The sequence below is a fragment of the Nostoc sp. genome, assembly GCF_036917935.1.
Taxonomy (GTDB): domain Bacteria; phylum Cyanobacteriota; class Cyanobacteriia; order Cyanobacteriales; family Nostocaceae; genus Nostoc.
In genome coordinates this window covers 1-21,278 of sequence record NZ_JBALEL010000058.1, presented here as the reverse complement: position 1 = coordinate 21,278, position 21,278 = coordinate 1, and the positions used below count along the sequence as shown (strand labels likewise).

Sequence of the window (21,278 nt, the reverse complement as noted above, 5' to 3'; positions counted from 1 at the left end):
CATAGCTATGGCTTACCGCGCTACATTAACGCTTGGCAAAAACAGGCGATCGCATCCTCCCTTTCCGAAATACCTTCGTGCTACACTGTAGTCAATATCAAACCTCATCACAACTCCAGCGAGATAGCTGAAATGAAGTAGTACCAAACACCTGTTGCACCAAAGCAACAAATGTCAACAAAGAATAAACGCAACCAGTTTGACAGGGTTACTTCACATAGTCATGCACTAAAAATATTGTCATCACTCCTATTTACATAAAACCGCTTGACCAGTGTCTAAGGCTGGTTTTTTGTGTCTAATCTACCCGAAGTTTTTGGAAATACGCGGGTGTTAAGTTTGCGAATTGAGCTTTGAGAATAATGCCGAAAAAATCAATATTATTAGCTGATAATTTAGCATATAAACTCAGCGTAGATAGAACTTTGTTTCAAGGGATTCATCTGAATATCGACGCGGGCGATCGCATCGCTTTAGTCGGTCGCAACGGGGTAGGAAAATCAACCCTATTAAAGATACTTGCAGGTCAAATAGACCCCAGTGCAGGTTCCACTTGGCGTAATTGTGTTGTCTACTATTTGCCACAAATCAGCACTATCAGACAAGAAATTACAGCAGATTCAGTACTTATTTTTTTAATTTACATCTCTGATGAATGGTGGAAGATTGAGGAAATTTTGCAAACACAATTTGGTACAAATCTTGACTTCTCTCTACCAATTGCTAACTTGAGTGGTGGAGAACTGACAAAACTATTTTTGGCAATTGGTTTAGCTCAAGAACCAAACTTGCTGTTACTTGATGAGCCAACCAATCAGATGGATTTGCAAGCATTAGAAAGCTTAAAGCAGTTTCTTCAAGATTTTGCAGGTGCTTTTGTAATTGTCTCGCATAAGCCTTTTTTCCTAAACCAAGTGACAGATATTACTTGGGAACTTACATCTGTTGGCTTGAAAATATATGGTGGTAATTTATCGTACTATCGAGAACAGAAAGAAATAGAGTTAGAGGCAGCATTGTGTAGACGCGAAGCCGCCAGAAAGGAACTCAAACGTACCCAAGCCACAGCTATGCAAGAGCAGCAACGCGCAGCCCAATCTAGTCGCAACGGTCGCGCCAAGTTTCTTAATGGTAGTATCGATAGGATGGCAGCAGGGCTGATTAAAACCAAAGCTGAGGTGTCTACCGGAACTGCGAAAAAGAAACATGAAGCAGCAGTAGCAAAGGCTAATCAAAAAGTTGCAGAGACAAAGGTCAAAACTACCAAAGTAATGAGTATTCAGCTAGAAGAAAAAAATCAAAAGCGCCGAAATCTAATTAATATCCAGGGTGCGAATCTTAGGATATCAGAGCGTCTATTGATTCAAAATATTCAACTGCATATATCATCTGGCGATCGCATAGCCATTATCGGCGCAAACGGTTCTGGTAAATCGAGTCTAGTAAAAGCAATTTTGGGAAGGGAAAACCAAACAGCGGTTTTAGAATCAGGTGAGGTTTTGCTCACACCAACGATGAAAGCTGTATATCTCGATCAAACCTACGAATTGGTTAATCGAAAATACACACTTTTGGAAAATATGCAAGCTGCCAATCCTAATCTCAACTATCAGCTTTTGCGTCAACAACTAGGACACTTTCTCTTTAAATATGATGACGTTCACAAAAGCGCCTCTGTGCTCAGTGGGGGTGAGTTGGCAAGATTAGCCATCGCTATAATCAGTATCTCAGAAATCGATCTGCTGATTCTCGATGAGCCAACTAATAATCTGGATATTGAAACTGTTGAACAAACGGTAGTAGGTATCAATGATTACCAAAGAGCTACTTGGGTAATTTCCCACGATATCGATTTCCTCAGCCGGATTAATATTACCCAAGGTTTCAAATTGAGGGAACAAACTTTGCAAACGACAACTTATTTACCGAGTACACCAGAGCAATATTATCGAGAGTTGCTGGAATGTCATAAATAAAGCGATCGCCTCTTGTAAATTTCTAGCTCAACAACAGAAGCCGCAAAGCATACAGGCAAGTTATAATTCTCTTGCGGTGCAACGTAACAAAAATTTATGAGTAATCCCCTTGTGCAAGCCTTTTTCGTAGGCAGAGCGGTAGCCGAAGTAGTTAATGAGCGTTTAGAGGTCGCCTTGACCGATGCTTTGAGCGATCTGGGCAAATTTGATGCGGAAGCTAGAGAGCAGCTGCGCCAGTTTACAGAAGAAGTCCTAGAGCGGGCAAATCGGGCAGCAGAATCAGCTAATGCTGGTCAAGCTACCGCAGGTACTGGGCAAGCCAGTTCTGATTCCGGTGACTTGCAAGCAGATATTGACGAATTACGAGCAGAAATTGCCCTGTTACGAACAGAATTGCAACATTATCGCCGAACTTCTGCATAAATTTTAGTCATTAGTCATTGGTCATTAGTCACTCGTACTGAGCGACTTGCCCTGAGCGCAGTCGAAGTATTAGTCAAAAATTATTCACGAATGACAAAAGACAAATGACAAAGGACACTTAAGAAAAAAACAGTTTAGGAATTCAGAGTGTCTTTTCTTCCAAGTGATTCGGTTGCAAACCAACGGTACACAAAGTATATGGAACAAGGTTATTCAGATAAGGCATACCGTTGGAATCGGGAAAAATACTCTAGCAGACGGCGTTTTGTGGACATTTGGTCTTTTGTCTTAACCTTATTGTTCAAACTTTGGCTATACAAGAAACCTTGGAGTTATTCGGGTGGTGTGACTGAAGTAAAGCAAGCTGCAAGACGCAAAACCCAAGCGGTTTGGATTCGCAATACCCTACTGGATTTAGGCCCAACCTTCATCAAAGTTGGGCAACTGTTTTCTACCCGTGCTGATATATTCCCTGGTGAATATGTAGAAGAACTAGCCAAATTACAAGACAAAGTGCCAGCATTTAGCTATGAGCAAGTAGAAGCAACCATTGAGAAAGAACTAGGCAAGAAAATTCCTGAACTCTTCCATAATTTTGAACCTATTCCTTTAGCTGCTGCTAGCTTGGGACAAGTACACAAAGCTGTGCTGCATTCTGGGGAATCGGTTGTTGTCAAGGTGCAACGTCCTGGACTAAAGAAGTTATTTGAAATAGATTTACAGATTCTCAAGGGAATCACCCGCTACTTTCAAAACCATCCTAAATGGGGACGGGGGCGAGATTGGTTAGGTATTTACGAAGAATGTTGTCGCATTCTTTGGGAAGAAATTGATTATCTTAACGAAGGTCGTAACGCCGATACTTTTCGCCGGAACTTTCGCGGCTACGATTGGGTGAACGTCCCCAGAATATACTGGCGTTACGCCACTTCTAGAGTGCTGACTTTAGAATATCTCCCTGGAATTAAAATTAGCCAATACGAAGCTTTAGAAGCAGCGGGTTTGGATCGAAAAGTCATCGCTCGTCAAGGCGCTCAAGCCTATTTAATTCAGTTGCTCAATAGTGGCTTTTTCCACGCCGATCCTCACCCAGGTAATATTGCCGTTAGTGGAAGTGGTGCTTTAATATTCTACGATTTCGGCATGATGGGGCGGATTAAAGCCAATGTCCGCGAAGGATTGATGCAAACACTGTTTGGTATTGCCCAAAAAGATGGCGATCGCGTTATTCAGTCTCTAATCGATTTAGGCGCGATCGCCCCAACCGATGACATGGGGCCAGTGCGGCGTTCCGTCCAGTATATGCTGGACAATTTCATGGATAAGCCCTTTGAAAACCAATCAGTCGCGGCAATCAGTGACGACCTTTACGAAATAGCTTATAATCAGCCATTTAGATTTCCAGCAACTTTCACTTTTGTGATGCGAGCCTTTTCTACCCTAGAAGGGGTAGGCAAAGGCTTAGATCCAGAGTTTAACTTTATGGAAGTTGCCAAACCGTATGCAATGCAACTTATGACCGATATGAATGGTTCTGAGGGGAATAGCTTTCTGAACGAATTAAGTCGCCAAGCAGCTCAGGTAAGTAGTACTGCGTTTGGTCTGCCACGTAGATTAGAGGATACACTAGAGAAACTAGAGCAGGGAGATATGCGCCTGCGTGTTCGATCTATAGAAACGGAACGCCTGCTGCGGCGACAGAGCAGTATTCAACTCTCAATAAGTTATGCTCTGTTAATCTGTGGTTTCACACTTTCAGCTACGATCTTAGTGGTTAGCAATCATGAATGGTGGGCACTAGTGCCTGGTTTAATTGCAGCAGGGCTTTCAGTGATCCTGATCCGACTACTTTCACGCCTCGACCGTTACGATCGCATGTATTAATTGTTGCAAAAAAATTTATGAAACTTAATTTCACGGGTTATAGCGATCCGGGACTTATTCGTTCTAATAATCAGGATGCTTACTATATCGACCCAGAAGGGCGGTTTTTCGTTGTCGCTGATGGAATGGGTGGTCATGCCGGAGGTGAGGAGGCTAGTCGGATTGCCACTGGAGAAATTCAGGCGTATTTGGTCGCAAATTGGGAAACTTCTAAGTCTTCCCAAGAGTTGCTAGAGCAAGCTTTGTGGGGTGCCAATGAAGCAATTTTGCACGATCAGCAAAGTCATCCCGAACGCGCCGATATGGGTACAACGGTTGTGGCGGTAATTTTTCGCTACCCAGAGTCGCCTTGGTGCGCTCATGTTGGCGATTCGCGGCTGTATCGCTTCCGAGAGTCGCACTTAGAACAGGTAACAGAAGACCACACTTGGGTAGCACGAGCAATCAAAATCGGTGACATCACCTTAGATGAAGCACGATTACATCCTTTTCGTCATGTATTATCGCGCTGTCTGGGGCGTGAAGACTTGCATCAGATTGATTTACAACCACTAGATGTAAAAGTTGGCGATCGCTTGTTGTTATGTAGTGATGGTCTTACAGAAGAACTTGTCGAACAGAAGATTGCTAGCTGCCTCCAAGATAGTCCTTGGCTTGATAAAGCCGCCATCTCTCTAGTTGAGTCTGCTAAAGACCACGGAGGGCACGATAACATCACAGTTGTCATCGTCTCACTCGAAGAAAATAGTCATTAGTCATTGCTTGTTGTCCAAGGACAAAGGACAAAGGACAAATAAATAATCCGGTAAATATACTCAGTAATTTGTTCAGCGTGAGCATTTTTCCTTTTTACAATTTGATACAAATATTTTTAGCCTCTAAAATGACCTAAAGAGGCTAAATTTGCATAAATTGGTAAATTGACATCTTGCACGTAATAAGCTAGAGCGACTATAATTCACGCTTATTACCATTTATTCTCCAACCTCCTTAAAATCTCTGCCCTCCGAAGCTTCCTCCATACTGGAGGATATAGCATCTTAGGTTTTTTAAACAGAAAAACTAAGACGGTTAAGCATACCACCTGATCTTCTCCTCAAAGGAGAGTTGTGCAAAGCAGGAAGGAATGAGGAAGGTAGTTATACCTATTTGAGTCCAAATAGAGCCTATTTTCTGGAATATGGTTCACCTGACTTGGGTGGTATATCAGTAGGATTAGGTGCAAGATATCAGAGCAGAAAAACTCCACATTTTGGATGTGGGCAATCTGTCAAACAATTGTTATCTTTCGTAATACGGAGGAACAAATGTGGACAGATATAAGTCCAAATATTATCCCATTTGGACTTCTCTGAGCGATATCACCTTTACGCGTTGTTTTTTCGGAGTTAATTATGAATCAACCAATGAAACTATCCTTGGAACAGCAATTCAGTATCTGCTCATTTGCTACTCAGGTGCAAAATATGAGCCACGATCAAGCTAAAGACTTTTTAGTCAAGCTCTATGAGCAAATGGTCGTGCGCGAGGCAACCTATCAAGAGCTTCTTAAGCACCAGTGGGGCTTAGATTCCGGTTCCACTATGGCATAGAGTCGTTCTGATGTCGCAGTGGGCGACCTCCTTCTCTTGCTTGGTTCCAAGGAGGAAAAGAGCTGGGGATGTCGGGGCGTCAACTTCGATAAGTAATTCCACAAGAGCAGCGAAAAAGTTGAATTCCCGAAATTAACTAAGAATGAGTAAACACTGTCTACGGCATATCTGCTGGAGTCTAGACTTAAGTTTAGCTTTGTACACTAAATTCATTGTTTGCTTTAGCCAAACTTTTTTTTGTTTAGTCTAGTCTGAGAACCACACCTGCATAAACTTACAATCTACTGGAATATTTCTACAGGAAGATTCTGAGAGAATTTTTATCCCACTGCTAAAGGAGCTAGTGACTTCACTCTTTATACATATAACTAGAACTTACATCTTTATATATACTTTGTTTATAAAAGTTTACATTCTTTGAGTGTCCACCCCTTAGTTCCATATAAAATACGTAACATTAAGAAATTATGCCTAGCTGGAAAGATCGTATGGAGAATCTGTATCAATACTTTCCAGTTTTGTTAGAATTTGAGGCTTAATCTTTTCGTACTCGCTTTTGAGTAAACTTTTACTGATTTGCGGGTCGGCAGAGGACATTAACGTATTGCTCATTGCGACCCACTCTTGCAGTCGTTGGCGCTGGGCAGAAGCGACGCTGGAAACTAAGATATGGGTACAGCGATTTGGTGCTTCTCGGGCAAAGAATAACAGGCGGTAGTAACCTGTCTGCTGTAGTAACCGGGTAATTTCTTGACCAAGGCTGGTTTTGAGGTCAAGGTAATAAGGCAGCCATTTAGCACCATGCTTGCGGTTGTAGATGACAGTAATCCATAGCAGCATAGGATGGGGGATAGAGATGAACAGAAATTGGTTATAACGATTACAGAGTAAGCGTTTTTGAATTTCCTCTTGCGGTAGCATCACCCATAAAGCTGGTAAAACCTCCCCATTGGTATGAATGGGCTGGGGAAAGACAATATCAGCAATTGGTTTATTTTGGGGCCAGGAAATGGTACGAGCGATTTCATCGTTTGACCAGGATACCCGCAAATCGGCTTTTGTCTTTTGTTCAAACTCAGGACTAACTGTAGTAGCAGGAACTAGGCTATGGCTGTCTTGTTTAATTTTGCGTGTATGCTCAGGCTTTTCTAGAGATGCTAGAACTCTGAGGATTTCAGTGATACTTTGAGGGCGATCGCGTGCTACTTTAGCTAGACAACTCATCACCAAATTTTCGATTTCTTTTGGTAGTTCTAATCCAGGCACAACCTCAGCAAAAGAACGTGGTTTTTGATAGTGATGTGTTTTATACCATGCTCCAAAAGAGTGAGTTGGTGCCACCAGTGGCATTTTGCCTGTGAGCATCTCAAACATCATGACGCCCAAACTATAAATATCAGCACGGTTGTCTAATTCCTTACCCTCCATCTGTTCGGGAGAAGAATAAGCCAATGTCCCCAAATAGAATTTTGTATGGTCGCCATCTGACTGTAATAACTTAGCAATACCAAAATCCAGAACCTTGACCAATTCTCCAAAACTGGGATCTTGAATCACCAGCATATTGCTTGGCTTGACATCGCGATGGATGATTGGGCAAATAGCGCCATCAACCAGGATGCCATCATGGGCGCACTGTAACCCCAGGCTGAGTTGACGCGCCATACTGAGAAATCTTGGTAAAGGCAATCGTTGCTTGCGAATAATATTGTTTAGGCTTTGTCCTTGTAGGTATTCCATGACGTAGAACGGGGTGTTATTCTCATCTACGCCATAGTCCATAACTCGAACAATGTGGATGCTTTTTTGCCCTAGTAAAGCACAGGTTTTTGCTTCTCGTTCAAAGCGGTCTTGCAATCGCATCTTTTCATTTTGGATTGATAGCGCCAGAAACTTAACCGCAACAGGTACACCTCCCAACAATGTATCTTTAGCACGATAAACCCGACCCATTGCTCCAGTACCGATTAACTCTTGGAGTTGGTAGCGTTTGCTGAGTAAGCGACCAATGTTGGGGTCTGACATAGAAAATTCGACTCCAAAAGCAGGTTGTAAGTGTTTGGGAGGACAAGTGCATTCAAACTGATATCTGATTTATTGCGCCTAGAAAGTCCTTTCTCGGCTGGTACTGCAAGGGATAAATGGAAGTCAAAAGGCAAAAAGCTTATAGGCTAGGCTTTTGTGCGATTTCCAATAGTTAGTCTATTTACGCGGTGCTATACTAGCTTTTTTCAGTCCTCTTTTAGAAGATTGAAACCACGATCTGCCAGTTTGCAACCGAGACGGTTATTGCAACTGGTGCAATATACCAAATCAAACAAGCAGAAAGAGTAAATTTATAATGACGCTTTGTACCATTTTGCACTTTAATTGTGGTGTAGTTTTAGTTTGCCCAATTTTGACTAATGCGCTATCACCCTTGGCGTCTCGCCAACTCTTAGAGACGCTCATTCGTGTTCGGAGAAGACCGGGCTGGCTTGGCTACACGAGACTTTATCTGCCTTTGCAGGTTAACAAACCCTTGAATTTGCATTAGTCCACGGAGATAGACTTTGCTTGTGTAATAGCGAATTATATTCGCCCAATACTTTTAAAACATTTTCTGATTACCTAACAATATTTTTAACCTTCAGGTTCATTTTTACTATTAAGAATGCATTATTGATTGATAAAACTGTGATCGCCTAAGTGGTAGTTTTTCGTTTTCTCTGTTGGTTAGGATATATATCAAAACTAGATTTATTATTCATTACATAGTATTGAATTCGACGTTCGAGAATACTATTAAATCGGGACATGAAATCATAAAAGAAGCCTGGATTTTTCCTTATTTCGGTGAATGCTGTTAACCATTTTCCTTGTTTTATAGGTTCTACAACTTGAAGGTAAGCTAGATTTTTCTTATAGACTGCAAGATTATAAGATAGAGCACGCATGAGAGCAGGATTTTTTTTCACAACCTCTTGTTGCATGAAAGAATTAGCAGCTTTGCAAGATTGATTTAGACGTGGTAATTGGCTTTGATATACAAGAGAACCAGGGCGTGAACGGTAGAAATAATAGGGTTTTGGTTCAATAAAAAACCTAGCTCCTTTGATTAAGCATTTCATATCAAGCCAAAAATCTTGACCCATCCTAATTTCATCATCGTACTCAATGCCATGCTTAACTAGAAATTCTCGTTTGAATAGAGGTTTGCTTAAGCCAAGATGCAATCCTGGTTCCCCAAAGACATCAGTTTCTACAAAATAAACGATATCAATTTGGAGAATTTTATCTATACGTTCTCCACTTTCTTGAATCAATGTACTCCAAGGAGATGTTGCACCGTCTTTGATAAAATAAACATCATCAACAATCATGTCTGCATTGATTTCATTTGCCAGAGATACAAGCTTTTCCAATCTATCGGGAGCATACCAATCATCTGAATCAAGCACAGCAATCCATTCTCCTTGGGCTGCTCTGAAGGCGCGATTACGTGCAGCCGCCGCTCCAAGATTTTGCTGATTAACTATCACTTTGAGACGTTGATCGGTAAAACTTTTAGCGACTTCTACAGTTTTATCACTTGAAGCATCATCGACCATGATAACTTCAATGTCAGTGAGTGTTTGCTCTAAGGCTGACTCTATTGCCTTCCCAATATAAGTTTCAGTATTGTAAGCAGGGATAATAACGGAGACTTTAGGATTCACGAAACTCAACTCCTGACTACACGGTTAGGTAAAATGCTAAAATCCTGACCATAATCTGATCATTTCTTTTTTACTATACAACTCAGTCGGTCGATAAGAATAAACAATGATTGGTTAAAGTTGGACAGGAGATATTAGGCCTTGGGAAACCAGTGCATTGCCAAAGTTTTTGAACGGCGGCTTTTGGTTTAGAAGAACAGCAAAGCGGTGAGGCAACGCTGCCTTTAGGTTGACTGACGCTCTAGGCTAGCTTCCATTGTGTTAGTTAAAAAATGACCAGCTAAGATACCACTACTGAGGTAGTATGTATCTTCGGAAATCCGGTGTAGGGTTTCAAAGCCACTACGACGCTGAGGATCGCCTAGTACCCAGTAACGCTGTACGATAGTGTCCAGACCAATCCAGCCTTCGCCTTCAACCTGCCCCAAAATATTATGTTTTAGTAAAAAAGTATACTGACGCTCTCCATAATGCAACCTCCCCTTGTATTGAAGAGAGATTTCGGAGCGATCGCTACCTGGGAATATCAGTTTTGTGGCCATAGTGAACCAGTTATCTCGATTCCAAGCGACCAAGGTCATACCCTTGACGCTGATTGGCATACCATTACGTTCCAGCCAATTTCCTTCCATTGCCCACCGTCCTGGTTCCAATAAAAAAGTATGAGCCACCTTTTATTCCCTGTCTTGCTCGAGTGCCGCCAAGACTACAGTTATAGCAGTGCTAAGTTGCGTTAGCGATAGCGGGGCGTTTAGCCTGTGCTGAGTTGCGAGTGAAGAATGAAGAAATTTTTTATCTTGTTTATTGTTCCTAACTCAGGACTGACCTTGGTGAATTTCTCCCAAAAGTACTTCTTGAGGTGCACCTGTGGCAGTAGGTAGGTTGCCAGGAATACCCAAATGTCGCCAGTACGCTAAAACCGCGAAGGCGATCGCTTCTTTAAAATCTGCACTCAAGCCGACTTCATCTGTAGTGCAGACTGGTATTGATGTCAATAACAGCTGTAACCTTTCTTTCAAATAGAGATTGCGACTACCACCACCACATAATAGTACTCGTTGTGGCATTTCTGGCAAAAAAGTGCGGTAACTGTGAACAATTGAAGCAGCGGTAAGTTCTGTGAGAGTTGCCAGTAACTCGGCAGCACTGAGTTGGTATGCTTGAGCATCTTTTAAACACTCATGCAGGTAAGCTACACCAAATAACTCGCGTCCAGTGGATTTGGGCGGCGGTAGATGAAAGTAGTCTTGGTCGAGCCATTCTTCTACTAATGGATCGCAAGGAGTACCACTGGCTGCCCAATTGCCATTTTCATCATAAGTTTTAGCACCAGCGCTTAAATGCTCCACCGCTAGATCCAACAGACTATTTCCTGGGCCAGTATCCCAAGCCCGAATTTTTGAGAGCCAGTCACCATGCCGAGGCGGAATATAAGCAACATTACCAATACCACCAATGTTTTGAATACAACGCCCCTCTTCAGGATGACTGAGTAAATAAGCATCGACTCTGGGCACGAGAGGCGCACCATGACCACCTATAGCAATATCAGCAACGCGGAAGTTGCTCACAGTTGCAATGCCCGTAAGATGGGCAATTAATGCACCGCGCCCTAGTTGAAGACTGTAACCCAAGGGAGTGCCCAATGCTGTTAGCCGGACGTTTAGCTGGTGAGGAGTGAGCATTTCTCTCCCTCTGTTCCCCTGTTCCCCTGCTCCCCCTTTGGGTGGTCGATGATAAACCGTCTGACCGTGGGAGCCAATGAGAGTGGCAGGCTGATGACCAATTTGAATATTTTGAGCGGCTTGAGCAAAGACAACGGCGATCGCATCATCTATTTCTGCCAATTCTGCCATTGAGATGGCAACGCCTGCACCAACTGCTAATATTCTTTCTCTGAGTTCGGCTGGATAAGGATATGTTGCCCCGGCTAGTAACTCAACTTTGAGATCCAATTCTGTGCCGGAAATCTCTACCAACGCAGCGTCTATGCCATCTACGGATGTGCCACTAATTAAACCGATAACGCGAGTAGGGACAGCAGCTTTTTCAGTTGGATGCATCGATCGAGATTCTTTTGTTGATTGCAAGAGTTTAGTTTAATTCATGTTGCTAGCTATGTCAAAAAAACTCAGGTGGCATAGTTGGCTGGAGAAAGACGAGTAGATAGAGCAAGGGAAGAATATCAAAACCAATAGCAATGGCCAGTGTTGTCTTTATTAGTCCTTAATCAGGACAACATCTGAAGATACAAATTCTTAATATATATGATCTAACTTTACAAGTTTTTTATCTTCAGATAAAGAACAGCTCCTCTATCCACTTTTTCGGCAAGTAAAACTACTTGTTTATCTTCGAGAATAGAGCAAGCTATTTACCAAATATATGGATTTTTCAGTAAATACAAATCCAGTAGTTTCATCCTATTCTTTTTTCTGGAAGACATTACATAATGAACTCAAATCGCACAACGAATTTTTCAACAACTAGAAATACCGAATCTCCAAATTATGTCTCTTACAAAAATTGCTTGTATCGCTGCTCTATCTTTATCTGCTATCTCATCATTTATCTATGCAGGTTCTGCCCAGGCTATTTCCTTCAAAGTAACCACTGGCATTGCAGCCCCTAATGGAGATACTGACCAAGGTGCTTTTTCTGAGTTTACTCAACTTCCCGGTACGACAACTGTTAACTTCAATAATGGTCAAGCACCAACCACTGGTTTCGCTAAGTACTCATTTGAAAACAACAGTGGAAGCAGCAGTGTTAGGTCAGATGTATGGGCACCTGCTGGGGCAAATGGTGAGGTCAATAATGGTAAGTATTTGGCAGTTTTCAACGGTGATAACGTCACAATTAACCTTGCAAGTTCCCTCAATTATTTCGGTATTGACTGGGGTGCTATTAGTTCTGGTAACGTTTTTTCCTTCTACAATGGCGATACTCTGATAAAATCATTTACAACTGAGGATGTGAACCCAGTTGCTCCAATTCATGCGTCACAGCATGGTGGTGAAGGAAATGGCTACCTTCACTTCTACTCAGATAGTAGCAACGATATTTTCAACAAGATTGTCATTACCCAAGCTGGTGGTGGTGGGTTTGAAAGCGACAATCATTCTTTCCATCTAGGAACTGACAAATTTACAGGTTTTGACCCTAAGTCTGTTCCTGAGCCTGGTGTTACTTTGGGTATGCTAGCTGTAGGTGGTATGTTTCTACGCAAGCGCAAGAATGAGAAGTTGCAAAGTGTAAGGCAGTCTCATTAAATATTTCAATCCTAGCTCGGTAAGATTTTCCTTATTTTCTCTACACGCTACCCTAGCCTGTACAAGGACTTCAAAACTTCCGATACAAAGTTAACATTAAATACAAGTTAGGGCGAGCTTACATAAGTAAACTCGCCCTAATCCTTTTACCATTTATGATCGGGCCTTCTTCTACGATCAATGCTACGCGTAGCAAGCTTTAGAAAAATTTTCTTTCTCTATACTCAATACTGCTTAGAGGTTGTTTGAAAAGTGGTCGGCTGTGATATCAGGCACTTATCGATCCCCCCTAGCCCCCCTTTTTAAGGGGGGAAACGGAATCAAAGTCCCCCAATTTATCGGGGGATTTAGGGGGATATAAGAGTATTTGATACATCACTAAGGACTTTTCAAACATCCTCTTAGAGCTTAACCGAACCGTATTGAGAGTGAACTGTAATTCTGACTCCTAACTCCTAAATCCTCCTATAGGTTGTTGCATGAATAAAATATACATGGATTAGTTTAGATATAATAATGACTCATTCTTTGTTGTCCTAACTGGAGAAATTAATGGGTCGCGCCAAAAAGGTTGTCCTGGCATATTCTGGCGGAGTAGATACCTCAGTTTGCATCCCCTACCTCAAACAGGAGTGGGGTGTGGAAGAGGTGATTACTCTAGCAGCAGATTTAGGTCAGGGAGATGAATTAGAGCCAATCAGAGAAAAAGCTCTGAAATCGGGTGCAAGTGAATCCCTAGTGGCAGATGTCAAAGACAGCTTTGTTAAAGATTACGCCTTTGGAGCGATTCAAGCCAACGCCCTTTATGAAAATCGTTATCCTCTAGGAACCGCCCTGGCTCGTCCACTCATTGCCAAGGTATTAGTAGAAACAGCCGAAAAATATGGTGCTGATGCGATCGCTCACGGTTGCACCGGCAAAGGTAACGATCAGGTTCGCTTTGATGTCTCTGTCACAGCCTTAAACCCCAACCTGAAGATCCTCGCACCAGCTAGAGAATGGGGGATGAGTCGTGAGGAAACGATCGCTTATGGTGAAAAGTTTGGTATTCCCTCACCAGTCAAAAAATCTTCTCCCTATAGTATTGACAAGAATTTGCTCGGTCGTAGTATTGAAGCTGGTTTACTCGAAGATCCGTCATTTGAGCCACCAGAAGAAATTTATGAGATGACCAAAGCGATCGCTCACACTCCCAATGAGCCAGAGTACATCGAAATCGGTTTCCAGGGTGGTATTCCCATAACCTTCAACGGTATAGCCAAAAAGCCAGTTGAGCTAATTGAAGAACTCAATCAGGCAGTAGGAAATCACGGCATCGGCCGGATCGATATGATTGAAAACCGTCTGGTGGGGATCAAATCGCGGGAAATCTACGAATCACCCGCGATGTTGGTGCTAATTCAGGCACATAGGGATTTAGAAAGCTTGACTTTAACGGCAGATGTCACCCATTACAAACGTGGGATTGAAGAAACTTACAGCCAAATCGTTTACAACGGTTTGTGGTACAGTCCACTCAAAGTTGCACTGGATGCCTTTATTCAGAAGACACAAGAGCGAGTCTCTGGAACTGTGCGAGTGAAGTTGTTCAAGGGCAACTCTACGATAGTTGGGCGTTCGAGCGATCATTCCCTCTATACTCCCGATTTGGCAACCTACGGAGCCGAAGACAAATTTGACCACAAAGCCGCTGAAGGCTTTATTTACGTTTGGGGACTACCGACTCGCATTTGGTCACAGCAGGTTAGAGGTTAGGAAGATAAGGGGGATGAAAGGGATGAGGCAGAATCTCTCCCGACTCCCTCATCTCCCCACTTCGATTACTTACTCTTCTGCTGCACCCTTAACTTGGCGAGACTCCAACCACAGGGGGACAACAATTAAGGCAGCGAGGATTAGTAATGCTGCGATCGCAAATTGACCCACCCAAGCAACCAACTGTTCTAAAGAGACAATTTTGCCAGCAAAAAAAGCTAATGTCACCATTAAACTAGCCCAAGCAACTGCTCCTAACAAGTTGTATAAAAAGAATTTTCCAAAGGGCATTTCAGCTATACCAGCTAGTGGTGCAGCAAAAACTCGTAACAATGCCAAAAAACGTCCAAAAAACACCGCTTTAGCAGCATTTTGACTAAATTGATCTTTAATACTCAGCAGCCGCACTTCCGAAATCCGAAATATGCTGCCAACTTTTACCAGAAAAGCCCAACCACTAACTCTACCAATCCAATAGCCACAAGTGCCACCTATGACAGCACCCATGATTGCGTCACCGAGAACCAGCCAGAAATTTAGTTCATCGCTGCCAGCTAAAAACCCGCCCACTAAGGTCACGGTTTCACCAGGAAGGGGAATGCCTAAATTTTCTAGCAAAATTCCGAAAAAAATTGCCCAATACCCGTAATTATGAGCAACTTCCTGGATATTTTCTAGGGAAATCAGCTCTAAAGACATTCCGCACCGCCGTCTTTACAAATTTTTACTTTTACTATATCTTTGCTTGTTTTTGGGTGGAGTGTCAATCAAACCAATACATAGAGTCATTAAGTCATTAGCTTAATACTGAATAATCCATAGCTTCTAGTCTATGGTAACTATTAATTTTTGACTATTAATTATCCAATTTTTGGAACTTTTACCACAAGTTCATATTTATTAAAAAAAAATTAAAAAATTTATAGAAAATTTATAAATATCCCTTTAAATTGTGAAAATCTTGTAAAAGATACGGTTGATACCGAAATTGTTAGGCGCTTATGCCTATATTGATGAAAGTTATCACAAATTATACGACATGAATACTGAAATAATCTATCTCAACTGTAAGACTGCAATTGCCCAAATATTTGCGTAAAACAGTCATTTTGCCGTTGAAAGAGAAAAAGTATTGATGTCTTTTTCAATTTTTTGTCAAGTGTTCCAATTACCCTGTTAAATTCATGGCTCTCACACAAGAATTTCAAGTGATTTTGTTTAAACCCCAAGGAAGCATAGATTTGGAAGGCGGTAAGGCTTTGAGTGAACAGATGGCTAAAGTAGTGCCTCAAGCCGATCAACTCTGGGTTATCGACCTAGCAGAAGTTAATTTCATGGACAGTTCTGGGTTAGTCCCTTTAGTAAAAGGGTTAAAAGCTGCACGTCAGAGTGGTTGCCGCTTGGTTCTATGCAACGTGCAAGCTCCTGTACGGTTAATTTTGGAACTTACCCAACTCGATACAGTGTTTGAAATTTTTCACACTTACCAAGATATTTTTACCACCGTCAAAGATAACAGTCTGGTGCTAGCAGGCTAGCTAATAAATCTACCTATAGAAGGATGGTGGAGTCAAGCAATATTTGCATTTTTTCATATTTTCTAAGATCACAGTCTGGTGCTAGCAGACTGATTTTCTTTTTTGTTTAGAGAAGAATGTTGAGGAAAACTTATGGTTTTGAGCTAGGTAGTATGAATGGCAGATCAATAAATCTGCTTGCTGAAAGTCATCCACCTAAAGCAGTCAAGTCAGAAATGACCAAAATCGATCAAAGCAAATGCAATTGTTTGTAACACTCCCCAGCCTTTTAAATACAGGGTTTTTAAATTAATCTAAGCTAATTGTTGTATATCCAACCTAACTATTGAAAGGAAGCAGGAGGTAAGAAAGGTTAGAATATCAGCCTTTACTTATTTCTAACTCTATAGTTATTTTTGCCTTTATCTACTACTTGGATGCCTCCAATATCCTTTGCCGCACCAATTTCTTACCTCTTAGATTCCACCATAATGGTAACTTTACGCATTCTGGGGAGTCGAAAAATTAGTTTGTTCGGATTCTGGGCGAGGAAAATTTGGCAAATCAATACCGCTGTGACTAGCATTGCGAGTTTTGAGTGCTAAACGGTAACTCACACTTTGCAGTTCTGCTTGCAGTTGGCGGTTTTCTCGTTGTAGCATTGCTACCTTTTCTCTGACTGGCGTCATCCGCTCCTCAAACTTCCGACGGTAAATTTGAGGCAACTCTTGTACTACTTGCTCCAACATCCGAGTGCGATCGGTGAGTTCTTGGACTGACTGTCGCAATTGGTAAATTTCGGAGTCACGAGTTGTAATTTGCTCTTGGTAGAACGCCACCTGCTGCTCTACAGCTTGGAGTTGTTCTTGTAAAGCGTGTAACTGGGTCAGATCGCGCTCAAGCTCCGGCTGCTGGGGCATAAAACTAGTATTACCCTTTACCAGTCGGAAGAGTTCTTGAGATAGTTGTTGCACTAATTGATCGCGAAGTTGCAACTCCTGGCGTAGCTGCGATACTTCCGTCGAGAGAACTTGAATATTGGGTGTATCAGATTGGCTCACAGTAGCTTAAAGCTCCCATTCAGAATCTTGTCCACTCTTAGGTATAACTGCGGGAGTACTACCTTTGGCAAGTATTTGTTAATTTAGCATTCCCAGATAAGTCACAAGAAAAGAAAAAGACAAAATTTTATTGAATGGGATTGGGGATTGGACATTAAGTTTCTTCCTTAATTACTAGTTCCTAGTCCCCATTACCCCTTATCCCCAGAGGGGGCCCCACCTTCCCCAATCTCTAGTCCCTTAGACCGTTGCAGCTACTTTAGCTGGCTTTTCCTTTTCCTCTTTAGGGGGTTTTTCCTCTTCAATTTCCTGCTTAATTGTCAAATAGCGAATCACTTCTTCACTCAAGCGCATAGCGCGTTCAAAAGGGGCGATCGCAGTTGGAGGCGCAGTGTAGTTTAACTGGATGTAGATGCCATCGCGGTGTTTTTTGATTTCGTAAGCCAGACGCCGCTTACCACGATTTTGAATTTGGATCTCCTGGGCGCCTTGATCGCGAAGCAAATTCTGATATTTAGTAATTGCTAGCTCTGCCTGCTCGTCTCCCAAGTCAGGACGCAGAATGTACATTGTTTCGTAATTTGTAGTCATATTTTTCAGTTTCCTCATGGACATAAGTGGCTGCTGATGTTAATTTATACCTTAATTTAATTAAAAATACCCGTATCGATTAACATCTGAAGCAACAAGGAACTATAATCTTACCAGTTTTCAATTTGAATCATTAGCCAAATCGCCGAAGTTGGGATTTTTTGGATGTCCCTAATGAAAACTAGGTTGGGAGGCAACCCCGATATTTCTTTAACAAGATTGATCAAGCTATCAGCTTCGCTAAAGGGTATCTTTCTTTAAGGGCATCTATAGCGATCGCTTTTTTGCTCAAGGCTCAATCGGTTTGCTAAACAGCTAACTGACGATTGCTACCTGCTCACAGCTTCTAATCCAGATAAAAGGATATTCATCAAGGTTATGGCGCAGCGCTACGTGCGAATTCAAAATCCAGAAGGACAGATTTACTATGGGTTACTACAGCTATCCCTAAATGTGCAGGTGCTAGATGCTCCACCCTGGTTAGATGGACAACCCACTGATTTAATTTTGACACCAGAAAATTACCAAATTCTGGCTCCTTGCGCTCCCTCAAAAATTGTGGCGGTGGGTAAAAATTATGCAGATCATGCAGCAGAAATGGGAACTCCAGTACCTTCTGAGCCATTAATCTTTCTTAAGCCACCCACGTCGATCATTCCATCTGAGAGGGAAATTAAGTATCCTCCCCAGTCGCAAAGAGTTGACTATGAAGGAGAGTTAGCACTAGTAATTGGCGATTACGCCTTTGAATGTACACCAGAGGTAGCCCAAACCAAAATTTGGGGCTACACCATCGCGAATGACGTAACAGCGCGGGATTTACAAAAACTAGATGGTCAATGGACGCGAGCTAAAGGTTTTGATACTTTCTGTCCTTTGGGCCCTTGGATTGTGCGGGAATTAAATCCAGGAGCGAGATTGCAGACTTTTGTAAATGACGACATTAATCCAGTCCAATCTGCCTGTATCGATCAGATGGTATTTTCCCCCGATGTTTTAGTTGCCTATATCAGTCAGGTGATGACGCTACTACCCGGTGATTTGGTGCTTACAGGTACACCGGAGGGTGTAAGTGCTTTGCATCCAGGCGATCGCGTCCGCGTAGAAATTGAAGGTATTGGTCGCCTGGAAAACACCGTAGCGACCCGTTAACTTCTAACGCACTTGCATATACACTGCATCGGAAATTGCTGGAATTTCCGCATAACGCCCGCTCACAGACTGGATGACTGAATATGCAACTGCTCCCACTATGCCGATAAAAATTGTTGTGGATAGGGTTTGAATTGCAAAACCACCAGCCGGAACTAGTCCCACAACATCAGTTAGGATGCCAAACAAAAAGATAATGATGTCCAAAAGGATTGCTTGCATGGTGTTGAAACGAATAAAGTGACTAATTTTTTCGTTTCTCACTACCAGCAAAAATAAAGCAAAGAAAATAATCATTCCTGCATAACGCACGCCGTAGTAAATTTTTAATAATGGCAGAAGCGGCAGAAACAGCAGTTGTAGCGCTGGAAACTCTGAGAGCAAATATCTACCAAATACAAAAACCTCAATCAGAGGAAGCAAATAAGGCAAGGAAGCAAAAATCCGATCTGAAACCGTTGTAGACCCGCGCCAAGACATTATGCGTTCTCCTGTGGTTAAATTTCAATAGTTACTTGAGCTTAGGATAACGCAGTTGCTAGGTCTTGCTGACAAATTCACCTATTCTATATGGGCGATGCGAAAACCCATCATGCATTCATACTGGTCTGGCTGCTGTTGAGTAAGTTTGCGAATGGCTTGACCACAGCGCAGTTGACCCCCACGCCAACGGGGTTGACCGCTCCCATCAGCGAGTAAACAAGACTGGCAAACTTGCTCAGGGGCAAGGATTTGCTCGTCCATTAAAATGACTAGCATCGAATCCCTCCTGTAAATCCTCATTGTGAACCCACATTTCACTCAGGGGAGGACATGTTTTGTAGCGCTTTAAAGAGCCACTTCAGATAGATTAGATGCGTTTTGCGCGGTTAAGTGTTGTAATTTGCGATGGGCTTTGCGCCCACCTTGGGCGATCGCAGAGGACACTTAAGAGCCACATCCTACCTCTTTGTAGCAAAAATGTGAGCAATTACGATTCAATAAAAATTCTCAACTGAATCTTAATTTATTGTAAGTTGTGTCTATTACAAAGTTGAAATTTTAGTAAAAAATAATACAAAATTATTTGCACTAAGTTGAGCAAAGACAACTAACAGTATCCATTGCATCCTTGTTAATTTAGCACTACGGTGTGTCAAACTTAATATTCAGAAAACAACAAAAGCTTTATGCATAAGCAAGACGGCGACCCATTGAAATTACCTTGACGTGACTAGTTAAAGCCAGAGGAGTCAAGTCAGTAAAACTGAGTTAATTTGATAGCCATTTAAGTGATGCATTTCCAAAATACTGAGGTAAACTTGCAAGCAAGTTAATACACAATATTACTCAGCGGCTCGTCGGTCTGGGCATCACTCACAATGGAACACTGGCAATTTCTGATACAGGAACAAGGCGCTCGCTCATGGCATATCCTAGAATCGCCAAATTTGGAAATTTTGGAAGGGCAGTATAGAGTTTTGGCTCGTTCTAACCTTCATAATACAGACGTGGAAGTGCGGGTAACTCACTCTTCAACCGAGTCAGTTCAACCAACGCGGCGAATTTTCAAGCGATCGCGTCGCACTAACTCAGAAGGCTTAATGGCGGTAATTCCTTTTACCTACTTCCAGGCGGGAGCTTGGGAGTTGCGCTGTTCCGGCGATTTGATGTCGGAGCTACTCGGTAAATCTTGGCAATACAGTGTCCAACTGCAAGTCTTCTCCCTGGTGGCAGAGCGGAAGCAGAGGGAGAATGTAGAAAATTCACCCGATCACTCAGATACTATTTCTGAAAACTTGGAATATACTGTTCCAGCAGAACCCGAAATTACCTTAGATAATGCGATCGCTGTTTCGGCAGAACTGGCAATTACTAAATACAGCAACCCCACTACCTTTGTTGTGCCAGATGAAGGGAACTTGGAATATACTGCTCCAGCAGAACCCGAAATTACCTTAGATAATGCAATCGCTGTTTCGGCAGAACTGGCAATTACTAAATACAGCAACCCCACTAACTTTGTTGTGCCAGATGAAGGGAACTTAGAATATACTGCTCCAGCAGAACCCGAAATTACCTTAGATGATGCGATCGCTGTTTCGGCAGAACTGGCAATTACTAAATACAGCAACCCTACTACCTTTGTTGTGCCAGATGAAGGGAACTTAGAATATACTGCCTCAGCAGAACCCGCAATTACCTTAGATAATGCGATCGCTGTTTCGGCAGAACTGGCAATTACTGTTGTGCCAGATGAAGGGAACTTAGAATATACTGCTCCAGCAGAACCCGCAATTACCTTAGATAATGCGATCGCTGTTTCGGCAGAACTGGCAATTACTGTTGTGCCAGATGAAGGGAACTTAGAATATACT

The 21,278-nt window shown here is 42.3% G+C and carries 18 protein-coding genes and 1 pseudogene; 10 read left to right on the top strand and 9 right to left on the bottom strand.

Annotation, left to right across the window (positions count from 1 at the left end; genetic code table 11):
• Nucleotides 1-362 precede the first annotated feature (362 nt).
• The 5 genes from abc-f (at nt 363) to V7K62_RS24395 (ending at nt 5,875) form a co-directional block, all read left to right on the top strand.
• The gene (gene abc-f / locus V7K62_RS24415) at nt 363-1,976 is read left to right on the top strand and encodes a ribosomal protection-like ABC-F family protein (protein WP_334868629.1); all 1,614 of its coding nucleotides are present in this window, start codon (nt 363-365) and stop codon (nt 1,974-1,976) included.
• A 96-nt stretch (nt 1,977-2,072) separates the two neighbouring features.
• Nucleotides 2,073-2,399, top strand: a complete 327-nt coding sequence (locus tag V7K62_RS24410; RefSeq protein ID WP_334868627.1) for a DUF6825 family protein — start codon at nt 2,073-2,075, stop codon at nt 2,397-2,399.
• A gap of 198 nt (nt 2,400-2,597) precedes the next feature.
• Nucleotides 2,598-4,283 (top strand): ABC1 kinase family protein, encoded by a 1,686-nt coding sequence (locus tag V7K62_RS24405; RefSeq protein WP_334868770.1) that lies wholly within the window; start codon nt 2,598-2,600, stop codon nt 4,281-4,283.
• Nucleotides 4,284-4,300: 17 nt separating this feature from the next.
• Nucleotides 4,301-5,038 carry a PP2C family protein-serine/threonine phosphatase gene (locus V7K62_RS24400; RefSeq protein WP_334868625.1) on the top strand — a complete coding sequence of 246 codons (738 nt, stop codon included), beginning with the start codon at nt 4,301-4,303 and terminating at the stop codon, nt 5,036-5,038.
• A gap of 639 nt (nt 5,039-5,677) precedes the next feature.
• A complete protein-coding gene (locus V7K62_RS24395) occupies nt 5,678-5,875 on the top strand; it encodes an NblA/ycf18 family protein (RefSeq protein ID WP_041565841.1) in 198 nt (65 codons plus the stop codon).
• A gap of 471 nt (nt 5,876-6,346) precedes the next feature.
• Here V7K62_RS24395 and V7K62_RS24390 read toward each other — a convergent pair whose 3' ends face one another.
• The 4 genes from V7K62_RS24390 to V7K62_RS24375 form a co-directional block, all read right to left on the bottom strand.
• Nucleotides 6,347-7,900, bottom strand: coding sequence for a serine/threonine-protein kinase (locus V7K62_RS24390; RefSeq protein ID WP_334868623.1), 1,554 nt, complete (start codon nt 7,898-7,900; stop codon nt 6,347-6,349).
• Between the two features lie 659 nt (nt 7,901-8,559).
• A complete protein-coding gene (locus V7K62_RS24385; protein WP_334868621.1) occupies nt 8,560-9,573 on the bottom strand; it encodes a glycosyltransferase family 2 protein in 1,014 nt (337 codons plus the stop codon).
• A 224-nt stretch (nt 9,574-9,797) separates the two neighbouring features.
• Nucleotides 9,798-10,244: a hypothetical protein gene (locus V7K62_RS24380; protein WP_334868619.1), complete on the bottom strand. Its 447-nt coding sequence runs from the start codon at nt 10,242-10,244 to the stop codon at nt 9,798-9,800.
• A 144-nt stretch (nt 10,245-10,388) separates the two neighbouring features.
• Nucleotides 10,389-11,636 carry an anhydro-N-acetylmuramic acid kinase gene (locus V7K62_RS24375; protein ID WP_334868617.1) on the bottom strand — a complete coding sequence of 416 codons (1,248 nt, stop codon included), beginning with the start codon at nt 11,634-11,636 and terminating at the stop codon, nt 10,389-10,391.
• 447 nt (nt 11,637-12,083) lie between these two features.
• Here V7K62_RS24375 and V7K62_RS24370 point away from each other — a divergent pair, with 447 nt between their 5' ends.
• Nucleotides 12,084-12,845 carry an Npun_F0296 family exosortase-dependent surface protein gene (locus V7K62_RS24370; RefSeq protein ID WP_334868615.1) on the top strand — a complete coding sequence of 254 codons (762 nt, stop codon included), beginning with the start codon at nt 12,084-12,086 and terminating at the stop codon, nt 12,843-12,845.
• Nucleotides 12,846-13,397: 552 nt separating this feature from the next.
• A complete protein-coding gene (locus V7K62_RS24365; protein ID WP_334868613.1) occupies nt 13,398-14,600 on the top strand; it encodes an argininosuccinate synthase in 1,203 nt (400 codons plus the stop codon).
• 69 nt (nt 14,601-14,669) lie between these two features.
• On the opposite strand, the gene V7K62_RS24360 is transcribed toward V7K62_RS24365, so the two are convergent.
• A complete protein-coding gene (locus V7K62_RS24360) occupies nt 14,670-15,299 on the bottom strand; it encodes a DedA family protein (RefSeq protein WP_334868611.1) in 630 nt (209 codons plus the stop codon).
• A gap of 485 nt (nt 15,300-15,784) precedes the next feature.
• Between V7K62_RS24360 and V7K62_RS24355 the strand changes: the two genes are divergently transcribed.
• Nucleotides 15,785-16,138 (top strand): STAS domain-containing protein, encoded by a 354-nt coding sequence (locus V7K62_RS24355; protein ID WP_334868609.1) that lies wholly within the window; start codon nt 15,785-15,787, stop codon nt 16,136-16,138.
• 479 nt (nt 16,139-16,617) lie between these two features.
• Here V7K62_RS24355 and V7K62_RS24350 read toward each other — a convergent pair whose 3' ends face one another.
• The gene (locus V7K62_RS24350) at nt 16,618-17,178 is read right to left on the bottom strand and encodes an Npun_F5560 family protein (RefSeq protein WP_334868607.1); all 561 of its coding nucleotides are present in this window, start codon (nt 17,176-17,178) and stop codon (nt 16,618-16,620) included.
• Between the two features lie 240 nt (nt 17,179-17,418).
• The gene (rpsF, locus tag V7K62_RS24345) at nt 17,419-17,769 is read right to left on the bottom strand and encodes a 30S ribosomal protein S6 (RefSeq protein WP_334868605.1); all 351 of its coding nucleotides are present in this window, start codon (nt 17,767-17,769) and stop codon (nt 17,419-17,421) included.
• A 378-nt stretch (nt 17,770-18,147) separates the two neighbouring features.
• Here rpsF and V7K62_RS24340 point away from each other — a divergent pair, with 378 nt between their 5' ends.
• On the top strand, nt 18,148-18,921 hold the full coding sequence (locus V7K62_RS24340) for a fumarylacetoacetate hydrolase family protein (protein ID WP_334868603.1): 774 nt from the start codon (nt 18,148-18,150) through the stop codon (nt 18,919-18,921).
• 3 nt (nt 18,922-18,924) lie between these two features.
• On the opposite strand, the gene V7K62_RS24335 is transcribed toward V7K62_RS24340, so the two are convergent.
• Together V7K62_RS24335 and V7K62_RS24330 are read right to left on the bottom strand one after the other, a co-directional pair.
• Nucleotides 18,925-19,401, bottom strand: a complete 477-nt coding sequence (locus tag V7K62_RS24335) for a Tic20 family protein (RefSeq protein ID WP_334868601.1) — start codon at nt 19,399-19,401, stop codon at nt 18,925-18,927.
• An 81-nt stretch (nt 19,402-19,482) separates the two neighbouring features.
• Nucleotides 19,483-19,680, bottom strand: a complete 198-nt coding sequence (locus tag V7K62_RS24330; protein WP_094348028.1) for a hypothetical protein — start codon at nt 19,678-19,680, stop codon at nt 19,483-19,485.
• A 602-nt stretch (nt 19,681-20,282) separates the two neighbouring features.
• Here V7K62_RS24330 and V7K62_RS24325 point away from each other — a divergent pair.
• Nucleotides 20,283-21,278 (top strand): annotated as a pseudogene (locus tag V7K62_RS24325) (hypothetical protein); the annotation flags it as partial.

What these genes read in the sequence shown, in the direction of transcription:
- abc-f (WP_334868629.1), top strand. Translation starts at nt 363, where the DNA reads ATGCCGAAAAAATCAATATTATTAGCTGATAATTTAGCATATAAACTC.
- V7K62_RS24410 (WP_334868627.1), top strand. Translation starts at nt 2,073, where the DNA reads ATGAGTAATCCCCTTGTGCAAGCCTTTTTCGTAGGCAGAGCGGTAGCC.
- V7K62_RS24405 (WP_334868770.1), top strand. Translation starts at nt 2,598, where the DNA reads ATGGAACAAGGTTATTCAGATAAGGCATACCGTTGGAATCGGGAAAAA.
- V7K62_RS24400 (WP_334868625.1), top strand. Translation starts at nt 4,301, where the DNA reads ATGAAACTTAATTTCACGGGTTATAGCGATCCGGGACTTATTCGTTCT.
- V7K62_RS24395 (WP_041565841.1), top strand. Translation starts at nt 5,678, where the DNA reads ATGAATCAACCAATGAAACTATCCTTGGAACAGCAATTCAGTATCTGC.
- V7K62_RS24390 (WP_334868623.1), bottom strand. Translation starts at nt 7,900, where the DNA reads ATGTCAGACCCCAACATTGGTCGCTTACTCAGCAAACGCTACCAACTC.
- V7K62_RS24375 (WP_334868617.1), bottom strand. Translation starts at nt 11,636, where the DNA reads ATGCATCCAACTGAAAAAGCTGCTGTCCCTACTCGCGTTATCGGTTTA.
- V7K62_RS24370 (WP_334868615.1), top strand. Translation starts at nt 12,084, where the DNA reads ATGTCTCTTACAAAAATTGCTTGTATCGCTGCTCTATCTTTATCTGCT.
- V7K62_RS24365 (WP_334868613.1), top strand. Translation starts at nt 13,398, where the DNA reads ATGGGTCGCGCCAAAAAGGTTGTCCTGGCATATTCTGGCGGAGTAGAT.
- V7K62_RS24360 (WP_334868611.1), bottom strand. Translation starts at nt 15,299, where the DNA reads ATGTCTTTAGAGCTGATTTCCCTAGAAAATATCCAGGAAGTTGCTCAT.
- V7K62_RS24355 (WP_334868609.1), top strand. Translation starts at nt 15,785, where the DNA reads ATGGCTCTCACACAAGAATTTCAAGTGATTTTGTTTAAACCCCAAGGA.
- rpsF (WP_334868605.1), bottom strand. Translation starts at nt 17,769, where the DNA reads ATGACTACAAATTACGAAACAATGTACATTCTGCGTCCTGACTTGGGA.
- V7K62_RS24340 (WP_334868603.1), top strand. Translation starts at nt 18,148, where the DNA reads ATGGCGCAGCGCTACGTGCGAATTCAAAATCCAGAAGGACAGATTTAC.
- V7K62_RS24335 (WP_334868601.1), bottom strand. Translation starts at nt 19,401, where the DNA reads ATGTCTTGGCGCGGGTCTACAACGGTTTCAGATCGGATTTTTGCTTCC.
- V7K62_RS24330 (WP_094348028.1), bottom strand. Translation starts at nt 19,680, where the DNA reads ATGCTAGTCATTTTAATGGACGAGCAAATCCTTGCCCCTGAGCAAGTT.